The sequence below is a fragment of the Microbulbifer thermotolerans genome, from assembly GCF_001617625.1.
Taxonomy (GTDB): domain Bacteria; phylum Pseudomonadota; class Gammaproteobacteria; order Pseudomonadales; family Cellvibrionaceae; genus Microbulbifer; species Microbulbifer thermotolerans.
Map to the genome: position 1 here is coordinate 378,782 of NZ_CP014864.1, position 16,702 is coordinate 395,483.

Genomic DNA, 16,702 nt, shown 5'->3' on the forward strand with positions numbered 1-16,702 from the left:
TCTTACAGGCATGAAATACAGTCTCAGCGCCAAGAATCTCGTCTGCCGCAATCTGGAGGCCCGCGCCAGTTATTGTGCTGGTCTGCTGAACCCGGACCACAGTAAAGAAATCACCGGTGTGCTGCGAGCGGACAGCGGTCTGCTGTCACACACATTCAACCAGGCGGTAACGAGCGCGGTGATGCCGACGCGCATACTGCAGCGCTTTGTCGTCGACTATTTCTCAGAGCGGCACAGTCCCTTCACACTGTGGCACTGTGCGAGCAAGCCTCTCGACGACACGGAATTGTCTGCGCTGGGACTGAAGCGCCAGGAGTCGCGGGTGGCAATGGCGGTTGAGGTGAAAAGGCTGGCGCTGGACAGGGAAACGCCGCCGGAGCTGAGTGGCAAGCTGGAAATTGCCCCGGTTGCCGCCGAGGAGCTGGATCGTTACGGGGATATTCAGGCCGCCTTTTACAGTGGTGTCCGCGAAGGGCTGCAAATCAAGAAGTTCTACCAAGAGTTAAAGGAAACGGCAGAGCAGAAGCGCAGCCGGCTGAAGTTTTTCTTCGCCAAACTCGAAGGTGAGGAGGTCGCCGCGGGCTGTTTGTTCGCTTCTACCGACGCTCTGGGCTTCTACGATCTGGCCACCCGGGAAGAATACCGCGGGCGCGGCATCGGCAGGGCCCTGTTTCATCACTTGGTGGGACAGGTTCTGAGTAGTCACCACAAATTTGCCGTGGCACTGGTGCCGGTGGAGCGACAGGAGCTGCTGCTGGAAACCGGTTTTTTCGCCGTCGGAGAAGTTGCCCAGTACCGCTACGAAGCCTAGGGCGCCCCGGAACCAACGACCGCGCTCAGGCGAATGAATCAGCGGCTCCCCGGACCCACTTGCGCTCAAGCCCGCTCGATGGGGAAGGCGATAACCTGATCGATCGATGAGTAACCTCCGGCCAGCATCAGCAGCCGGTCTACCCCGAGTGCCACCCCGGCACACTCCGGCATACCCGACTGCAGTGCTTCCACCAGCCGCTCTTCGAACGGATAGACGTGCAGCTTGTGTGCGCCGCGGTAGCGGTGGTCCGCCTGAAAGCGGCGCAGCTGCTCCGCGGGGTCTGTCAGTTCCCAATAGCCGTTGGCCAGCTCCAGGCCGTTCACATAGGCTTCAAAGCGCCGTGCCACCGGTGTGCCGGTCGCGTCCTCGGCCACCTTGGCCAGTGCCGCCTGGCTCGCGGGAAAGTCGTACAGCAGCGTAATGCCGCGGCCCATGGCCGGTTCCAGGCGGTGGCTCATCAAGAGGTCCAGGCATTCGTCGCGGTCCGAGGGAGCAAACGACAGCTCGATTTCCCGCGCCACGCATGCGCGCAGGTCCGCTTCACTGGCGGTGTGGGGGTCCAGCTGTAATTCGCGCAGGAACAGTTCCCGGTAGCTCAGCGACTGCACCACTTGGATGTCCAGTACCAGGCTGAGCAACTCGCCTACTTCGCCCATGAGCTTCCGGTCGTCCCAGCCGCAGCGGTACCACTCCAGCATGGTGAACTCCGGATTGTGCCTGCCCCCGGCCTCACCCTCGCGGAACGCCTTGCCCAGGTAATAGCAGTCGCCCAGCCCGGCGGCCAGCAGGCGCTTGAGGCCAAATTCCGGACTGGTGGCGAGATAGGCGGGATCGCCGTTACAAAGGGCGGTGATGGAATCGATATGGGGGTCGCTGGTGGCGCGGCGGGAAAGGATCGGCACCTCTACTTCCAGCACCTGGCGCCGGGCAAAGAATTGGCGGATATCCGCCAGCAGAGCGGCGCGCTGGCGCAGGGCCGCAAGGGAAGCGGTGGGCTGCCAGGTGTTATCCGTCATTGATCGGAACCCCATACGGGAACGGCCCGCGCCGCGATCGGTTTCCCCGAGCTCCGGGAAGCGCGATCGCGGCGCGGGCCGCCCCTGTCGTCAGATAAGAGAAAATCAGTCTTCCTTCGCCCGGCCCAGATATTCGCCGGTGCGGGTATCCACCTTGATGGCGTCACCGATTTCCAGGAACAGCGGTACCTTGACCACGGCGCCGGTGGAGAGGGTGGCCGGCTTGGTGCCGCCCTGGGCGGTGTCGCCGCGCAGTCCGGGGTCTGTGTCGGTGATTTCGAGCACCACGTGATTGGGGGGCGTCACCGCCAGGGGGGCGCCGTTGTAGAGCGTCACGGTGCAGACATCCTGTTCTTTCAGCCATTTAGCGGCGTCGCCCACCGCGTCGGTGGAAGCCTGGTGCTGTTCGAAGGTATCCGGCTCCATGAAGTGGTAGAACTCACCGTCGTTGTACAGGTACTCCATCTCCCGGTCCATCACGTCAGCGGCCTCCAGGCTCTCGCCGGAGCGGAAGGTGCGCTCCCAGACACGGCCGGTTTTCAGGTTGCGCAGCTTGACGCGGTTAAATGCCTGGCCTTTGCCGGGTTTGACGAATTCGTTTTCCAGAATGGAGCAGGGGTCCCCGTCGAGCATCACCTTGAGGCCGCCCTTGAACTCGTTGGTGGAGTAACTAGCCATAAAAATGAAAATCCCAGTGAACGTCGTTGATAGCGGCGGATTATACAGGAGCTGCGCGGCCTAAACGAACCGCGTGCCTCAGCAGTCGCCGAGGCAGTATTCCGCCGGTATCTCTACCGGGTAGAAGGCGCCACTGAAAGTGGCGACGACAGTGACCGCCAGCAGCAGGCCCAACACCATGGCACCCGCGGCGGCTCTGTCGAGGACCCGCGGGGTAAAACGGCGCCGCAACAGCCAGCGCAGCGCGCAGGCCAGGTGGGTGAAATAGGCCACCACCGCAAGGGTATAGTAGGGCATGAAAAAGGCGGGATAAGCGCCGGGCTGCAGGCCTGCCGCGGCGAAAAAGAAGTTGGTGTCCACGCCTTGAACCGTGCGCCCGTAGAGTATCGCACCGATGTGGAAGAGGAAAAAGAAGGCCAGGTAGGCGCCGGAGACGGCCTGGGCGCGGTCGAAGAAACCGCGTCGTTGACCGATGCGGCGGATGATAAATGTCATTCCGGAGCCAACCTGGAAGAGCACGCAAGCCAGCAACAACGGCTCTACCAGAGCGTTCCGGTAGATGTTGCGGTAGCTGTCCATAAAGGCGATATGTTCCTCCACGCCACCTAGTGCGAGCAAGTGATTGGCCAGATGAACGAGGATGTAAAGGCTGATCAACAGTGCCGAAGCACGGTGTAACTTGTGCAGCATTGATCCGACTCCAAATTTCCAGAATCCGCGCCGCCGCGGCGTTTTTACACAATGGTCAGGTCAGGGGGTGAATCTCGTCCGGCCCGATGGCCCGCAGGGCGCGCCGGGCGTAATAGGCAAAGGTCGCCCCGGTACGCTTTTCGTGCAGCACCCAGTCATGGGCCTCGCGGGCAAGCTGTGGGTCTATATCCCGCACCCGGCCCGCCGACTCGGCTAGCAACTGAAGGCGCGCCGCTCGCTCGCACTGGATTGCCAGCACACAGGCCTCTTCCACCGAGCGGCAGGCCAGTACCAGGCCGTGGTGCGCCAGCAGCGCTGCGCGTTTGTCGCCGAGTGCCGAGGCGATGATCTCGCCCTCGCTATTGCCCACCGGAACGCCGGGCCACTCAGCCAGGAATGCCACCTCACCGTAGAGTGGGCAGGTGTCCATATGGGCAATTTCCAAGGGCCTGCCCAGCATCGACAGCGCAGAAATGTGCAGTGGGTGGGTGTGCACTATGCACTGCACATCCGGCCGTGCGCGGTAGATCCAAGAGTGGAAGCGGTTGGCGGGATTGGCCATTCCCTCTCCGGAGAGCACTTCCAAGTCTTCGTCAACCATTAGCAGGTTGGAGGCGGTGATCTCGTCAAAGCCCAGGCCAAGGCGCTGTGTGTAATAGGCTTCCGGTACCTCGGCGCGGGCGGTGATTTGACCGGCGAGGCCGGAGTCGTGCCCCTGGGAAAACAGAATGCGGCAGGTAAGCGCGACTTTTTCCCGCAGGGACCAGTCGGGGATATCGAGGTGTCTGTGCATCGCATCCTGGGCGCGCCGTACCAGCTCGCATTTGTTCAAGGACAGGGTTTCGCCTGTGATCTTTTCTGCGCTCACTGTGAAGTCCTCTGATATATCAGGCCGGAATGGCTTCGGGCGCCGTGTCAGCGTGCGTGGCCTGGGGCTGCGACCCGCGGCAGGCGGCCTCTATGGAGTCGAAGAAGCGCAGGCGGGCCTCCACCAGGTCGCTGCCGGCAGCGAGCATGATGCCGAGTTGGCCGGGATCGGCGGCCGCGATATCCACCATTATGTCGCGGATGGTTTCCGCGTGGCCGTCGTCGCACTCTATGTGCAACAGGAAAAACTCGATGTCCCCGTCTGCGGCACCGCAGGCGCGGAAGCCGGCGACTATGTCGCCGTAGATTGCCGGAACCAGCGCCTCTGCTCCTAGACAAAGGGCACCCAGGCCGGCACTGGGCCTCGTGTCACGGCAGTGGCGGAACATGGTGTCGATCAGCTGGCTGGTACCGGGCAGTAGTTCGGCACTCTCCAGACTCACTTCAAAGCGGTAGAGCATAGAGCGGTAAACCTCATGGTGAGGTTGGGGACTGTCCGGCTCCAGGCCAAGTTCTTCAAACAGGTTCTCTGCCAGGGCCAGCACTTCCCTGTTACTGGGCAGGTTGGCCATCATGGCGCAGAGGTAACGGGTGAAGTAGGCGCTGTAGAGGCCCTGCTGGGCAAGGAATACTTTCAATTCATCCAACTGGATTGCGCCCTCCCGGCAACGCTGCAGAAATGGGTGTGAGCGCAGGCGTCCGATTAAGGCGCCCTTGCCGGCTTCAAGCAGTTTAAGTTGCATATCCATTGGGTGTTCTCTCCTTGTCACTTACGGTTCGTATATGTCGGGTTTGCCAAAGACAGCACAGGGACCGGACGGGGTTAATGGAAACTTTTTCTCTTCTTTGTCATTAAACTGCGTTACTATTGGGTGGTTTTCTGCAGGAACGCAGAATAATCCTTTGATTTTCCTCGTCTTATTGGGAGAAAAGATTTGTGCCCGCAAAAGGAAGTGATTCGGGCCCTGCCCGACCTCTTGGCTGCGCAGACCGTCGAACAAGTCAAAGACCGCATCCGCGGCTCCGTCCGTGCCATCGGTTTCGACTTTTTTTTGATTGGCATCGAAAAGCCCACAGCCTCCGGTGGCGCGCCATACAGCGTGCAGACCAATTACCCGCGAGAGTGCGTCGAGCGCTACAGCCGGCTGCGCTGGGTTGGACGTGATCCCGTGGTTCGCCACTGCCGGCAGTCGCCGGTACCGATGATCTGGCATAGGGAGCACTTTCCCGGCGAGGCCCGCGAGCTGTACGAGGAGTCCGCGGCTCACGGAATCGCCACTGGCGTGGCCACAGCGTTGCGCAGCGCCGGGCACAGCCGGGCGATGATGATTTCTGTGGCCAATGGAGCCCCGTTCAGCAAGCGGATCGAGTCCTGGCTCACCGAGACAATGCCCACTATTCAGCTGCTGGCTTCCTACGCGTACGAGGCGATACTGCGTATTGAGGAAGCCGAAGCGGCGGCGGACGTGGGTTTGACGCCGCGAGAAGGGGAATGCCTGCACTGGGCGGCGGTGGGCAAGACCTCCTGGGAGATCTCGCGCATTCTCGGCTGCTCCGAGGCGACGGTGAATTTTCATTTTCGCAATATCATCCATAAGCTGGGGGTTTCCAATCGACCCCAGGCCGTGGCACGGGCCCTGTCCCTGGGGCTGATCCAACCCTAGCGGGCAAGCAGGGCCCCGGCCCTGGCCACTGGCCGTCCCACTAGGCTGCGCAGCTCCTGTCGCTTGATTTTGCCGCTCGGGGTGGTGGCGATATCCTCGACCAGCTCTATGCGGTCCGGGCGCAGCGCGCGCGGGTGCAGTTGCTCGCGGATGCGTTTCATCAGACTGTCGATCAGCGCCTCGGCGGAATAGCCATCGGTATCGGCGACGACAAAGGCGCGCAGCCGCGTCAGGCCCTCGGCGGTTTCCAGCGGTAGTGCCGCGGCTTTGAGCACCCGGGTATCCGCGAGCAGGAACTCTTCCAGCTCCTGCGGGCTGACCCAGTGCCCGGCTACTTTGATGCGCTCGCTGTCGCGGGACACAAAACGCACCCCGGCCCCGGTGCGGGTAAAGAGATCGCGGGTAGCGAAGGGCGTTGGCACCTCTTGCAACAGACCACTGCCCGGACTCAGGTAGCCCAGCATCAGGCATCCTTCGGAGAGCGATAACGAAAAGTCGCCGTCGCTGCCGTGTGGTGTCTCTGTGTAGTGGAAACCGCCGACCCGCTGCAGCCCATGGGGATTGTCCGGTGCGACACTGGCTGCGCTCTCGGACAGATAGGGGGCAAAGGTTTCGGTGGTGCCGATGGAATCCAACATTTGAGAATTGCTCCAGGCCTGCCAGCGTTCGCGGATTATTGGGGGCAGTCGCTCGCCAGCGGACAGAGACAGCCGCAAGGCATCCAGCCGATAGGGGCGGCAGGCGCGGGACATCAGTAAGTGGTAGAGGGTGGGGACTGCCAGAAAGACGCTGACCGATTCGCTCTCCATTACCTCGAGAAAGTCCGTGTGCTGCTGCCATTCCGGCAGTGTCACCGCGGTGGCGCCGCAGGCCAGAGGGGCGTGTAGTCCCTGCAGGCCGAAGGAGAAGAAAGGGCCGGTGCTGGCCAGCACACGGTCGTCCTCCCGAATATCCCACATGGCGCGGCTGACATTGCGCGCGAAGGCCCAGAAAGCACGGTGGCTGTGCACGCACAGCTTTGGTCGGCCAGTGGAACCGGAGGTGGCCAGAACCAATGCCGGGCGTCGGTCCAGGTCGGCGGCCAAATCACTGACTTCCCGTAGCTGGCCCTCGGCGGCACCGGCGACCACAAGTTCTTCCACTGCGGTCATGGGCTCCGCTTCCGCGGCCGGCGCTGCCGTCCGGTCCGCCAGAACCAGAGTGGGATCGAAGTCCTCCCATAGGCTGGCGTAGTGCTCCGGGGGCAGGGCCGGGTGCACGTTAAATGGCAGGTGGCCGGCGCGCATGGCGCCGAGCCAGTAGACGATATTTTCGAGCGTCGCTGCGCCGACCAGTGCAATGCGCTGCTGGCTGCGGCTGCCGGCCAGACGCACCTGCAGCTCCTGCGCCGCGGCCAGAGTGCGTTGCTGCAGTTCGCGGTATGTCAGGCTGCGTCGGCCGCAGGCGTCGCGCTCCACGAGTGCGGGATGGTCGCCGCGGCCGGCGCGCACGTGGCGGTCGACCAGAAGGTCGACGCAGCCGGGACTGGGGTCGATCAAATTCACGGTGGTGTCCTTCTTTTCTGTTGTTCCTTCGCGTTTTTGAGGGGGCTGCTCACACGGCCAATTCGGTCTCCCGCTCCCGCTGTGTCGGCGGACAAGTGAAACGGATATCGGTAATCGCACCGGTGCGGAATACCTGCAGCAGGCGCTGCAGCGTGAGCGCCGGCGCGGCACGCTGGAACACGTTGCGGCCTACGCAGATGCCTTCTGCGCCGTGTCGCACTACGGCGGCTGCCAGCGCCAATAGTGCGTTTTCCTCGGCCAGGGCGCCGCCGGCAAACAGCACCGGGGTGTGGTTCTGCACCCCGTCGAGCACTTCGGGGATGCGTTCCAGTTGCGCAGGTGGCGCTACTTTGAGTGCGTCGACACCGAGCTCGACAGCTGCGCGCATAAAGTGGCGCAGGTGTTCGAGGGCGCGGTCGTCGTGCCGGGTTTTGTCGTACACCATGCTAAGTACTGGCAGCCCCCAGCTGTGAGCCTCGTCCACCACCCGACCTATCAGGCGCAGGTTGTGGGAGGCCGTTGCGGGGGAGAAATTTGTCTGCACTGAAACGGCATCCGCCCCTAGTCGGACGGCCGCTTCGACCGAGGTCACCAGCTGTTTGAGGTCCGGCTGTTCATCTATGTTGAGCGAGCCGTTCAGGTGGATCACCATGCCGCAGCTCAGGCCCCCGCCAATGCGTTCGGCGTAGCCCTTGTGCAGCACTACGCCGGTGGCGATTTCGGCACTGAGCCAGCGCTCAATTTCCTCCGGGCTGTGGATACCGGGGATGGGTCCCATGGTCAGTCCGTGGTCCAGGGGGACCACTAGGGCCTTGCCGGATTCCTGGTCTATAAAGCGTTTCCAGCGCCGTTTGCGTGCCATTTCAGTCATTGAAATTTCTCCTTTGGTGCGAAAGTGGCGGCGTTACGCGTCGGAGAGCACTGCGCGGATCGGCCGTCTCATTATCTTGTGGGTTGGAATTGCGCTGGCGATCACCGCGAGCAGTACTACTCCCATCAGCGCGGCCACATACGTGGGAAGAACCCAGGCCAGATCGATCGGTACCGCGTTGCTGGAGCCGGGCGGTGTCCACATGATCTGCGCCTCGCGTACCGTCCAGACAATAGCGGCGGTGGCGCCTATGCCCGCCAGCGCCGCGCCCAGGGCCAACCAGCTGTTTTCCAGCGCGGTTAGCGCCAACACAAAGCGGCGGGTGAAACCGAGGCTGCGCAGCGTCGCGAACTCGCGTGATCGCTGGATAAAATTCATGTGGCTGGCGTTTAGGAGGCTGGTGAAACCGATGGCGCAGGCAATGAGGGCGATAAAATTGAGGAAGCCGCCGAGCACTGCTTTGACTTGCTGGTAGAAGGCAGCGCGGTCGGACCAGAGAAAGACTGCCACATCTTCCAGGCCCGCTTCGGCCAGGGCGGTGGCGATACGTGCCCGCGCGGCGGCCTCGTCGCTGCCGTCTTTGAGCAGCAGGTGGTACTCGCTGACATCAGTGGTGTTGAGCAGCGTCTGGGCATCGTCCATGGGCATCACAACCAGGCGGTCGTTAATTTCCTTGATACCCCAGTCCATGATCCCGGTGGGCTGTGCGCGTACTGCGTTGACACGCGCCGTGCCGCGGGTGGTCGCGGTCAGCTCCAGGGCTCCGGGGGGACATTCGAGTGGCCGCGATTGGGGAGTGTCGCCGGGCTGCAATGGTGCGAACCCCACATCCGGCACATCGCAGCCGAGAATGGCTGCGAGGCCTTGGCCGAGCACCAGCGGTTGCGGGCGGGTTTCCATCCACAGTGGGGTGCCGGCGACCACATCGTATTCGTAGGCCGGCCCCTTGATCGCGCGAATTGCCTCCACGTCCTGGCCAATGCCGGCGAAGATGGTGCTCACCTTGGCGTTTGACACCATTCCGGAAATGCGCAGAACGCGCGCGTGGGTTTGCAGTTGCGGCTCTTCGTCCAGTACCGCTTCAATGCGGCGCTGAATTTCCGCGGTCAGCGGAAGCTGTCCCGCACCCTCGACCCTGCGGGCGAGTTCGGAAGCGGGGCGCTCAATCACCAAGTGACCGCGGGCGCCCCAGCGCATGAAAGCGTCGCGGATCAGTTCTACGTTGGATTGCGTATAGCCGGACAGCAGGCACAAGGCGAGCACGGAAACCGTCATCACGATAAAGGTGCCGAGGGATTTGCGCCCGTGTCGCCACAGGTTGCGCAGGGACATGGTCAGCAACAGTTTGACAGGCATATCTGTGCTCCTAAAGGGTCATCAGTGTGTCGACGGAAAACAGGCTTTCCGGAGGATCAGCGGGTATCACCTGGTCGTACTGGAGAAGGCTGTAGCGCTCGGGGAAGTTGGCGTTGACGATTTTCATGCGCGATACAAAGAGCCGCGCTTCGCCGTTGATCTGTACCCGGTTGCCGTACTCGAAATGCGCCACTTTGAGGGGCATGCCGCTGGCGGTCAGAAATTCGGCCCTGACGCCGAGGCGGCTGCGCCGATCTAGGTAGTAGATAATGGCTTCATAGGTGGCGCTGTCCGTGGCGGCGGTAAGTTTCAGCTTGTGGCAGGGGATGCCGTCCAACTCCACTGGCCCCAAATACTCTGGGGAGTAGTCCCGGGCGTATTGAGTCGCGGCAATGTCACCATTGGCTGCTTCGCCCACCAGGCGCTGCTGGGGACTGATGCTGATCGGTTTGCGCAGGCCCGGCTTCGCGTACCACATGGCCCGGGAGGCGATGAGTATCTTTTCCCCGCGGTAGCGCCGCGGCGCGGTGGTCATCGCCAGGGCGCGGCCGTTCCGCACGGCGATATCGTAGTCGGTGTCCGTAGCGCCAGCCGGGTCTTCGGTGTGTATGCTCAGCTTCCACATATAACTGCCCCAGCCACCGCGAGCCAGGTCAGCCTGTTTGAGCCAGTTGCGCATGGTTTCCTCATCCGGCACCTCCTCGGCGGGCGCCGTTAACGGCAGGGCCAGCAGCAGGCAGGCGGCGGATGCCAACATGCGGGTCAGGGGCACGCCGCGGCGCCCGGGGCGCACTTCGCCTCCGACTCGTTTGCGCGCGGTGAGTAAGGCGCCAAGAGTGATTCCCGCACAGGCGCAGGCGATGGCGCCGATAGCCCAGGTGGGCGGCAGCTGTAGGGTCAGCGCGGTGGGTTCAGCGATGCGCGGCAGCTGGGTTTGCACACCGATCAGTGCCAGTGCGGCGATGACCGTGTAGGCGAGAGCGGTGGCGACCAGCGCTGCCGCCAGGGTTGTTAATAGACTCTCGCGCACGAACAGCCCGGCGATGCGTCCGCGGCTGAACCCGAGGGAGCGCAGAATGCCAATCTCGCGGGTTCGGTCGGCCACGTTCATCGCCACCGTGTGCTGGATGGTAGTGAGCGCAATGGTGAACACGACGATACCGGTGAAGGCGAACACCATGGTGAAGAATCCCATAAAGCTGGTGTAAAGCTGGCCTATTTGCGGGTGGTCCCAGGTGGTGACTTCGAAGCGGCCGGGTTGCTGCCGCTCCAGCGCCGCCGCCAATTGGTTGCGGAAGGCGCCGCTGTGAACGCGGTCGTCTAGTTGGATAACCACCCGCGAGACGGCATCGGTGTCGTACAGGGACTGCAGCAAATCCAGAGGTGCTTTGAGCCCTTTGTCTTCGATGGCTTCAATGCCGGTGGAAAAGTCGCCAGTCAGTGGCGCCTCTATGGCGTTCATGCGGTTGGCGTAGGAGGCGCCGAACAACTGCAGATAACTGCCTTTATCCGGGCGGCCGAGCAGGTCCTGCAACTGAGTGGTAAGCAGCAGACCATTTCGGGGCGGGGGTGATGCGGCCAGCGGACTGTGTTGCTGTAGCGCGGTTTCGAACTCAGGATCTACGCCGCGGGCGAGGAAAACGGCGCTTTCGCTGTCCGCTTGTGCCATGCCGACACCCATCAACTGATTGGAAGCGCGCACAAAATGCGTCAATTCGGCGGCGGTGCGGTGAATCAACGCCTGCTCCGCGCTGTCGAGCGAGTACTGTGCCGGACTCGCCGCCAATTGTTCCGGGCCGTCTTTGCGGTAGACCTGCACATGCGCATTGGCATCGCGGTAGATGACCACTGAGGCCAGGGAGCTCTCCACGAAGCGGATATAGCCGAGAAACATCAGCACTGCGAACAGACCCGCGCTCACAGCGATGATGGTGGCCAGGGTGCGCCTGCGATCGCGGTAGAGGTTGCGGAAAGCCATGGACCACATTACGCCACCTCGCTGTCTTTGCTTGGTAATACAGAGGTGTCGGCTTTGTCGCCGGCGGTGGGGCGGTCAGCAGATAATTTGCCGTCGCGGAGCTCAACAACTCGACTGACGTGTTGCAGCAGTCTTTGGTCGTGGGTGGAAAAGACGAAGGTCACCCGCCGCTCGGTGTTCAGCTCTTTCATCAATTCCACCAATGAGAGGGCACTGGGGGTGTCGAGGCTGGCGGTGGGCTCGTCGGCCAGAATCAGTTTGGGTTCTGTGACCAGGGCGCGGGCGACCGCGACCCGCTGGCGCTGGCCACCGGACAACTGGTCGGGACGGAAGTCCGCGAAGCGGGTCAGACCGACGGCAGCCAGGGCCGCGCAGGCGCGCATCCGCCGCTCTTCTTGGGAAATCTTGTGTAAATGGAGCGGCAGCATGACGTTTTCCAGAGCGGTCAGTACCGGCACCAGATTGAAATTCTGAAAGATGATGCCGTAGGTGCGGCTGCGCAGTTGATCCAGAGCATGGTCATCGAGACTGCTGACGGGGCGGCCGGATACGCGGATTTCCCCTGACGAGGGACTGTCCAGGCAGCCGATAAGGTTCAACATTGTGGTCTTTCCGCTGCCGCTGGGCCCGGTGATGGCGACAAAGTCACCACGGCGTACGGCAAAGTTGACAGCGTCCAAAGCGGTGATCTCCACTTCGCCGAGTCGGTAGCGCTTGGTGACCGATTCGAATTCCACCAAATTCATTTCCTCTCTCCTTAAATTTCGCTGTTGTGTTTCCCATCAGAAGAAGGCGTCCAGAGCCAAATAAGCGCTGCGGGTAACCGGCTGACTCATTTCCAGCGCTTTGCCAGCACGACTGCGCGAGAGTCCCAAATAAACGGTGGCGTCGTCGCTGGGGCTGTAAGAAAGCTCCGCGAAGCTACTGCTGCTGGCGGAATCCAAACCCTGTAGCAGTCGTGCGGTCAGGCCCCAGCGGCGGTCGCCGAACAACTTTGGCCAGGTGGTTTGCAGCAGCGCGTAGTGGCGCTGTGCGAAGGGGTGCAGAGGCCTATTTCTGGAGGGGCCCCGCCCGGCTGAAGGTAGGGCGGCGAGTGTGGGATTTAGTAGTTCCTTATCGCTCTGGGCATAGCCGTTGTAGATGAGTTCGAGGCCTGTCTCTGCGCCGGATGTGGCGCCGTAGCGCAGATTGAAAACGCCGTCCCAACGCCAGCGTGAGCGGTTCTGTGCCAGTGGCTCGGCGCCGCTGGCGGTCTCGGCATAGCCGCGCGATGCGGATGCTTCAATGCCAATGGTCCAGGCTTCACCGAGACCGTGTTGGAAATAGCCGCCGATATAGGGTCGGAAACCGCCGCCGCCGCCAGCTACAGCACCCAGGGTGGCGATGCGGCTCTCCACCCAGTTCCACTCGGCGCGAGCCAGGGTGAAGGTGCCGCCGCTCTCAATGCCGTCCACCGGGTCAAGTCGTGGGTCCGCCAATAGTAGGTTGGCGCGGCCGCGGGATGTAATAGTGGTGCTTGCGAAGAGCATGGGTTTACCGGGGATATCGCGGCGGGGGGTTACGGCGCCGTTGTCGGGAAACAGGCGGTTGGTGGGGCTGTAAAGTAGCGATGGCCCCCAGCCAATCAGGCGCTTGCCGGCGCCGATGCGGCTGCCGCCGTCCAGTTCGCGCAGCAGATAGCCTTCGGCGAGCCAATCGGGATGCGGGTCCGGCATGGCCTGAGGCCGCTCGTCGTCTTCCAGGGCCAGGCGCGGTTTTAGAACCACGCGCGTGCCGTCGCAGGGCTTCCTATTGCAGCGCAGCTGCAGGTCTAGGCGCAGCTCGGCGGCGCTGCGCTCGGTGTTGTCACCGCCGCTCCAGGATGTGGAAAGAGGGGCGAAGAGTTGTTCGCGCTCCCGGATCAACTGCAGTGTGAGCTCGTAGTCGGAGCTCCAGGTTTTTTGCCCGCCGCTGCTGTCAAAGGCCCAGTCGTTATCGGCGGCTGACGGCGCGGCGCAGATCGCGGCGGTCAGTAGTGCTGGAATCAGGCGGACTGCAGTGCACTGGCTTCGCATGGAGCCGCCTCCGCTATGGGTTTCTGTTGTGCCTGCAGCAGGGTGTTGTAGCGTTCGCGCAGGTGTCGCTTGAGGGTTTTGCCGGTGGCACCTATTGGGAACTCTTCCCAGCTAATCACCCACAGGTGGATCAGCTGTTGTTCCTCGGGCAGGAGGGCGTTTAGTGTGCGCCGCAGGGTTTCCGCGTCGGGGATACGCACATTGGCCTGTGGGGCAACCACTGCTGCGGGTACTTCCGGTCCATTTGCGCGCGGGCGGACGCCGAAGACGCAGGTGTCTAAAACGCCCTCCTGCTTCAGCACTATCTCTTCGAGTGGCAGGGTATATACGGGACCGCGGGCGGTGTGCATCACGTCTACCTCGCGATCCAGGTGCACCAGTTCACCGTCTTCGCCTTCGCACACCATGTCGCCAGTGAACCACCAGCCATCGCGGGTAGCGGAATAGAAAATGTCGTGGGCATTCCAATAGCCGCCGAACATGCTCTTGCCCCGAATCATCAGACGACCGACCTCGCCTCTGGGGACCGGGACACCATCGGCGTCAGCGATTTTTATCTCGGGGCCGAGTGGCGTTCGGCGCCCCACTCGGCGGGAGAATTTCTTGGTCCAGGGGGTGGCGATACGCAGCAGGGCGGCGATGCCCACCTCGCTGGAGCCTAGGCCGTCGACAAACAGTGAGCCTTTCAGCGGGATACCGAGGCGGGTAAAAAAGGAACCGTGGGGAATTAGGGCGCGCTGCTGTACCTCGTGGCTGGCGTCCGCGGTTGTGCCCCAGATGCGCACACTGTCCAGCGGCTGATCCGTGACCCCAGCTTCCAGCAGGCGTGTGTAGGTGATTGGGAATCCGAAAAACACAGTGGGTTTTCGCTCGTGCAGCTGGCGTACCAGCTCGGGGGCCGCCATTTGAGGGTTGACTATGCAACGCACGCCCATTAACAGCACCCCGTGCAGATAGAGGTGTGAAACCTGGTGATTCAACGGCAGCGCGAAGCAGGCCAGATCGCGGGTGGAAACGGGGTTGAACAGAATGATGGAGCGCAGCGACTGGGCTAAGCCCTCCTGCTTGAGGATCACGCCCTTGGGGACGCCGGTGGTGCCGGAGGTGTGCACTATGTAGAGGGGATCTTCGGGGCCTCGGGGGCGCTCGGGGGGCGTGGGCAGTGCTTCATCCAGCAGCCGCGTCAAGCTGTGTACGCGATGACAGCCAGCATGACGGGGCGTGTCCGTTAGCACTATCTGTCGGATATCCTGTGATAGAAGTTCTTCTCCCTGCCCTGTCAGTTTCCGCCAGGCATCACTGTCGGTGATCAGTAGCCGCACACCCAGCCGCTCCATATAGCCAGCGGCTGTGTCCGCGGCCAAATTGGCGTTGATCGGTACTGCGATGGCGCCGATGCGCAGTGCGGCTACAGAAAATAGAAAGTAGTCGAACTGGTTGGCCTTGTAGATGGCCACTCGGTCCCCTTGTTCGACCCCCAAATGGTGCCAGCAGGCGGACAGTTTTTTCACTGTGGTCAGAATCCGAGGGGTGCTCCAGTGCAGTTCGTCTGTCCAGCTCAGGGGGCTGGTCAGCTCCACCAGCTTCCGGTCGCCGTGGCGGCGCATAGCGAATTCCAGCGCGCGGTCTACGCGATCGTCCCAGCGGGCCAGCAGAGACAGGCGGCCGAAGTAGCCCAGCTGTGCGGCGGCGAAGAGCAGGTAGGCGAAAAGCAGGGTGGCGATAGCGGCGATTGCGTAGCTCATCATCTTGGCTTTATCTCCTGGGTGGGGATTGCAGCTCTTCCAACAGGTGCCGCAGGGCGTCTAGATAGGGTGCGGCGAATTCCCTGTGGATATCTCTGAAGGCCGCGCGGCGGTAAACCAGGTCCAATTGCATGCGGCCGTTGACGGTGGGCGTGTACAGAATGAAATCGTACGGGGGTACCAGGCAGCCGAAGCCCAGGTAACTTTGGGTGCGGTGTTCGCTGGAACCGAAGGAGGAAAAGTCCTCCTCGATGCGCCCGGGATTCGAGTAGCAGGCGTTGGTGCCCTGGCACAGATTCAGCAGGTGTCGCGCGGGGCCGCGCAGGGAGCGCAGCCGCAGCAGTGGCAGCAGGATTTCCAGCCGTCCGAGTTCAGTGCCTATTTGCCGGTCGCTGCGCGCCCGGCAAATAGCTGTATGCAGGTTGTGCAGCAGGGCTGGAGTTTGTTGGCCAGTGCGCAGGCGGATGCCGCTGGGCACCAGGTAGTTGCGGAAACTGCGGTCGTGGTGATGCTCGATCAGGCGCCGCAGGCTGATGGCACAAGTGATGCGCAGTGTGCCGCGATGGTGGCTGCCAGTGGACTCCATTAACCGCGCCAGCGCCGCGCATAGAAGGGTGTTAATGGTGACCCCTGCGCTTTTGGCCGCTGGTCCCAGACGCGCCTCCAGTTCCCGTGGCAGCAGACTGTGAAAAAAGTCCAGCTGTCCTATATCCGGATCGGCTGCCATCCCCTCCCAGCGCTGTCCCTGAAGTTGTACGGTGAAGCCGATATCGCGGTGCAGTAAATCCGCAACGACACTGCCCAGGGCCCGCAGCCAGCGGTGTCCACGCACTCGCGGGCGGAACCAGCCGGGGCGTATTTCCGCCAGGGGCGCGAAAGGCAGTTCGCCTCCGGGGGCTGTGGCACCGGGTACCCCGGTAATATGGGCGTAGTGCCCGATGATGGCGCGCAATAGCAGGCAGTCGCTGCGGGCATCGGCGACGCCGTGATGACTGCTCAGATAAACGCAGGAATTGTGGCCGCCGTTGCCGGTAACCAGCAGTAACTGCAGTGGCGGCCGCTCGCGCCAGCGCAGGCGATGCTCTGAACTGAAATTCATTAACAAGCGGCGGAAGGCTGCGTCGTTGAAATCACAGGGGGCGGCGTATTCAAGGTGCTTCACCCAGCGGGTGGTGGAAGTATCGAAGGGGCGCAGCTGACCGTCGTCCGGGCGGTAGCGCAATAATGGGATCTGCGCCACTGCGCGCTGCACACTCTGTTCCAGTGCCAGGGGATCCAGCCGGCCACTGACAATCAGTAACTGATTGGTGTTGACGTTGGCCATATCGCCGAGGTGTATGAATACTTCGGCCAGCGCGTCCAGGGCGCGTTTGCCGGCAAGGCTGTCGTCGGTGGTTGCAGAGGTGGTCAGGCTGGTCACTTTGG

The 16,702-nt window shown here is 62.4% G+C and carries 15 protein-coding genes; 2 read left to right on the plus strand and 13 right to left on the minus strand.

The window, feature by feature from the left end:
* Positions 1 to 10: 10 nt before the first annotated feature.
* Positions 11 to 811 (plus strand): GNAT family N-acetyltransferase, encoded by an 801-nt coding sequence (locus A3224_RS01525; protein ID WP_067150556.1) that lies wholly within the window; start codon positions 11 to 13, stop codon positions 809 to 811.
* 65 nt (positions 812 to 876) lie between these two features.
* Here A3224_RS01525 and epmA read toward each other — a convergent pair whose 3' ends face one another.
* The 5 genes from epmA to A3224_RS01550 all read right to left on the minus strand — a co-directional run bounded on the left by epmA (position 877) and on the right by A3224_RS01550 (position 4,814).
* The gene (gene epmA, locus A3224_RS01530) at positions 877 to 1,830 is read right to left on the minus strand and encodes an EF-P lysine aminoacylase EpmA (RefSeq protein WP_067150559.1); all 954 of its coding nucleotides are present in this window, start codon (positions 1,828 to 1,830) and stop codon (positions 877 to 879) included.
* Positions 1,831 to 1,935: 105 nt separating this feature from the next.
* The gene (gene efp / locus A3224_RS01535; protein ID WP_067150562.1) at positions 1,936 to 2,508 is read right to left on the minus strand and encodes an elongation factor P; all 573 of its coding nucleotides are present in this window, start codon (positions 2,506 to 2,508) and stop codon (positions 1,936 to 1,938) included.
* Positions 2,509 to 2,586: 78 nt separating this feature from the next.
* Entirely contained in the window at positions 2,587 to 3,198 is a 612-nt protein-coding gene (locus A3224_RS01540; protein WP_067150566.1) for a hypothetical protein, read from the minus strand.
* A 55-nt stretch (positions 3,199 to 3,253) separates the two neighbouring features.
* Positions 3,254 to 4,066: an aldolase gene (locus A3224_RS01545; protein WP_231902429.1), complete on the minus strand. Its 813-nt coding sequence runs from the start codon at positions 4,064 to 4,066 to the stop codon at positions 3,254 to 3,256.
* A gap of 19 nt (positions 4,067 to 4,085) precedes the next feature.
* Positions 4,086 to 4,814, minus strand: a complete 729-nt coding sequence (locus A3224_RS01550) for a TenA family transcriptional regulator (RefSeq protein ID WP_067150568.1) — start codon at positions 4,812 to 4,814, stop codon at positions 4,086 to 4,088.
* Between the two features lie 186 nt (positions 4,815 to 5,000).
* Between A3224_RS01550 and A3224_RS01555 the strand changes: the two genes are divergently transcribed.
* Positions 5,001 to 5,729: an autoinducer binding domain-containing protein gene (locus tag A3224_RS01555; protein ID WP_082817348.1), complete on the plus strand. Its 729-nt coding sequence runs from the start codon at positions 5,001 to 5,003 to the stop codon at positions 5,727 to 5,729.
* On the opposite strand, the gene A3224_RS01560 is transcribed toward A3224_RS01555, so the two are convergent.
* From A3224_RS01560 to A3224_RS01595, 8 genes are read right to left on the minus strand one after another with little or no spacing between them, the layout of a single operon-like run.
* A complete protein-coding gene (locus A3224_RS01560) occupies positions 5,726 to 7,273 on the minus strand; it encodes a class I adenylate-forming enzyme family protein (protein ID WP_197463024.1) in 1,548 nt (515 codons plus the stop codon). The genes A3224_RS01555 and A3224_RS01560 overlap by 4 nt on opposite strands.
* Before the next feature lie 49 nt (positions 7,274 to 7,322).
* A complete protein-coding gene (locus tag A3224_RS01565) occupies positions 7,323 to 8,144 on the minus strand; it encodes a class I fructose-bisphosphate aldolase (protein WP_067150574.1) in 822 nt (273 codons plus the stop codon).
* 33 nt (positions 8,145 to 8,177) lie between these two features.
* Entirely contained in the window at positions 8,178 to 9,500 is a 1,323-nt protein-coding gene (locus A3224_RS01570) for an ABC transporter permease (protein WP_197463026.1), read from the minus strand.
* Between the two features lie 10 nt (positions 9,501 to 9,510).
* A complete protein-coding gene (locus A3224_RS01575; RefSeq protein WP_067150577.1) occupies positions 9,511 to 11,487 on the minus strand; it encodes an outer membrane lipoprotein-sorting protein in 1,977 nt (658 codons plus the stop codon).
* Positions 11,487 to 12,224: an ABC transporter ATP-binding protein gene (locus A3224_RS01580; protein ID WP_067150580.1), complete on the minus strand. Its 738-nt coding sequence runs from the start codon at positions 12,222 to 12,224 to the stop codon at positions 11,487 to 11,489. Before A3224_RS01580 ends, A3224_RS01575 begins: the two co-directional genes overlap by 1 nt.
* A 36-nt stretch (positions 12,225 to 12,260) precedes the next feature.
* Positions 12,261 to 13,532 carry a hypothetical protein gene (locus A3224_RS01585; protein WP_067150583.1) on the minus strand — a complete coding sequence of 424 codons (1,272 nt, stop codon included), beginning with the start codon at positions 13,530 to 13,532 and terminating at the stop codon, positions 12,261 to 12,263.
* The gene (locus A3224_RS01590; protein ID WP_067150586.1) at positions 13,502 to 15,280 is read right to left on the minus strand and encodes a class I adenylate-forming enzyme family protein; all 1,779 of its coding nucleotides are present in this window, start codon (positions 15,278 to 15,280) and stop codon (positions 13,502 to 13,504) included. Before A3224_RS01590 ends, A3224_RS01585 begins: the two co-directional genes overlap by 31 nt.
* 7 nt (positions 15,281 to 15,287) lie before the next feature.
* Positions 15,288 to 16,697 (minus strand): hypothetical protein, encoded by a 1,410-nt coding sequence (locus tag A3224_RS01595; protein ID WP_067150589.1) that lies wholly within the window; start codon positions 16,695 to 16,697, stop codon positions 15,288 to 15,290.
* Positions 16,698 to 16,702 lie beyond the last annotated feature (5 nt).